Source organism: Nioella sp. (assembly GCF_964229645.1).
GTDB lineage: Bacteria > Pseudomonadota > Alphaproteobacteria > Rhodobacterales > Rhodobacteraceae > Nioella.
In genome coordinates, this window is sequence record NZ_CAXREX010000177.1 from 1 (window position 1) to 2,191 (window position 2,191).

Sequence of the window (2,191 nt, forward strand, 5' to 3'; positions counted from 1 at the left end):
CGCCTGGCCGATGGACAGGCTGGCGCGGGAAGGGGACGTGACAGAGGACGGCGTGCGTATCCTCTGGCAATCCGGCGTGAACTCCGCGCTCGATGCCGACCGGATCGCGGACGGGCGGGATGTGGGGGCGGTGCGGGTCACGGATGCCGCGGGCCGGGACCTGCCGCATGACGTGATGTTCGCCTTCGCGTTCCATGCCTTCTGGCCGGAGGGGCGCTGGATGCTCGGCGCGACCTGACGGCCTCAGTCAGGAACACAGCGCCAGAGGCAGGACGCGGGCCATGGGCGCAAGGCACCGAAGGTGGACCCATGTGCCGCCAAGACGGTGGGCGTTCGCGCCGAGGCCCAGCTTGAAACGTGTCAGCCCTGGGGCGTCCTGCGCATTGAGTATCCCGAGGTCGAGCATGTCGTGACCTCGCCGCCAGCAATCCGTCGCCGCCTCCCACAGCACGAGGTTCATGGCATTCAGGCGGCGACCTTCCTCCGTGCTCTGCCCGATCTGCCAGGTGGCCATGCGCCCGTGCCGCAAGATCAGAGCGGCGGCGACAGGCTGGCGCTTGTGCCGGGCTTCGTAGACCACGGCCTCCCCGGGATTGGCGGCGGCGTAGAGCGCGCAAAAGGCGGGCGGCAGGCCCTTGTAGCCCTTTGTCTTCGCATGCCGCGCCTCGGTGCCGAGGAGCCAGTGGTCCGGTGTCAGGTCGGTGTGGCGCACCTCGATCTCCTCCCGCTGTGCCCGGTTAAGGCGATTGCGCCACTTCTGTCTCAGGCTGGCGCGCAGGGTTGGAGGCGTGGCGAGCGGCAGCAGCGCGATGGTCGCTGGTGTCATCAGCGGCCAGAAACCGCCGTCGCGCAGAATGCTTGGCGTGATGCCGTCGGCGTTCAGCAGGAGGGGCCGGCCATCGTGCCAGTGCGGCCAGCGCGTGACCCAGTCGCAGAGGTCGCCCGGATCCTCCGCCACCGGCCCCCGCGACACGAGGTCGACACGCCCGAAGGGCCGGATGACCCGCGACTGAACCTGCCAGAGCAGGCGCACACCCTCCCGCGCCTCGCGTTTGCAGAGCCGCGTCTGCACCCCCATGCGCGCACAGGCGCGGGCGAATTGGGGGGTTTGGGGGAGGGGGAGGCGGAGCAGGGGGGTATTAACGGGATCAAAACTTTCGAATGGCTTAATGGCTGCATGAACAGACAGCCTTTGCGCCCTGCGGCGCCCCGATCCGAATCGATTGCGCTGACCCGGCCCCGTCCGACCGCCGGGGCGGCGCTGTTGGTGGCCTGCGTGCTTTCGATACCCTTCGTTTTGCTGATCGTCCTGCAGGCGGTGTTCTGAGAACGGGGATGGCCGCGGGCTGAAAAGCCGCTCCCTGCGCAGCGGTGCGGGGCGCGGATCGGCGGCACGAAAAGGCGTGTACCCCGGGCGCGTCGGGCGAACGGGTCACAGCGCGGCTTGACCATGTCGGGGAGGAGGCGCGGCGGTACAGCGCGACGCGGACCAGCGAGAGTGCCTCGGGGGATTGTGTGTCGGGCCGTTATGCGTTCCGTCTTCGAAGTTGGGGCGTGGCTGCATACCTCGGGCAATTTGCACAGGAGGGCGTTCAGCTTCCGGCGGAAATCACGCCGTGAGGTGGAGCATTGCCGGAGTTGATCCAGTGTATTGGTGCATCGTCACGCGCGGCAGACTGTTGATGAAAAATGCCTGACCGGCGGGCATGGCGCGGAGGCCTTTTCGCGCCGAGCCTTGCTTCGGTGCGGGCAAGGGAGCGACCTCGGGTCTACGGGTTCGCGTACAGCAATTCACAAAAGAAAAGACGCGCGGCAGCGCCGCGCGTCGCAACATCCGGCGGAAACCGCCGGTCAGTCCGCCAGCTTGACCAGCGCGTGGCGCTTCTTGCCCGCGCTCAGCTTGATCGGTGAGGACAGGGCGCCCCGGTCCAGCATCAGGCCCGCGTCGGTCAGCGGCGCATCGTCCAGTCGTGCGCCGTTCTCGGCGATCAGGCGCTTGGCCTCCTTGCCGGACTTCACCAGCCCCGAGCGGACGATCAGCTGGATCACCGAGATGCCATCGCCGATCTCGTCGGAGGTCAGCTCCAGCGTCGGAAGATCGTCGCCCACGCCGCCCTTCTCGAAGACCTCGCGCGCCGTGGCCTCTGCCGCGGCGGCGGCCTCTGCACCGTGGCACAGCCGGGTGACCTCG

General features: G+C 68.3%; 1 protein-coding gene and 2 pseudogenes. 1 reads left to right on the plus strand and 2 read right to left on the minus strand.

What is annotated here, in order from left to right; genetic code table 11:
• Nucleotides 1–238, plus strand: a pseudogene (locus tag ACEQXV_RS11580) (hypothetical protein); the annotation flags it as partial.
• Nucleotides 239–247: 9 nt separating this feature from the next.
• Here the strand turns inward: ACEQXV_RS11580 and ACEQXV_RS11585 are convergent.
• Complete coding sequence (locus ACEQXV_RS11585) at nt 248–1,078, minus strand: GNAT family N-acetyltransferase (protein ID WP_370269267.1); 831 nt, start codon at nt 1,076–1,078, stop codon at nt 248–250.
• Nucleotides 1,079–1,851: 773 nt separating this feature from the next.
• Nucleotides 1,852–2,191, minus strand: a pseudogene (locus tag ACEQXV_RS11590) (tyrosine--tRNA ligase); the annotation flags it as partial.

Excerpts from the sequence above, each read along its gene's own strand:
- ACEQXV_RS11585 (WP_370269267.1), bottom strand. The coding sequence starts at position 1,078 with ATGGGGGTGCAGACGCGGCTCTGCAAACGCGAGGCGCGGGAGGGTGTG.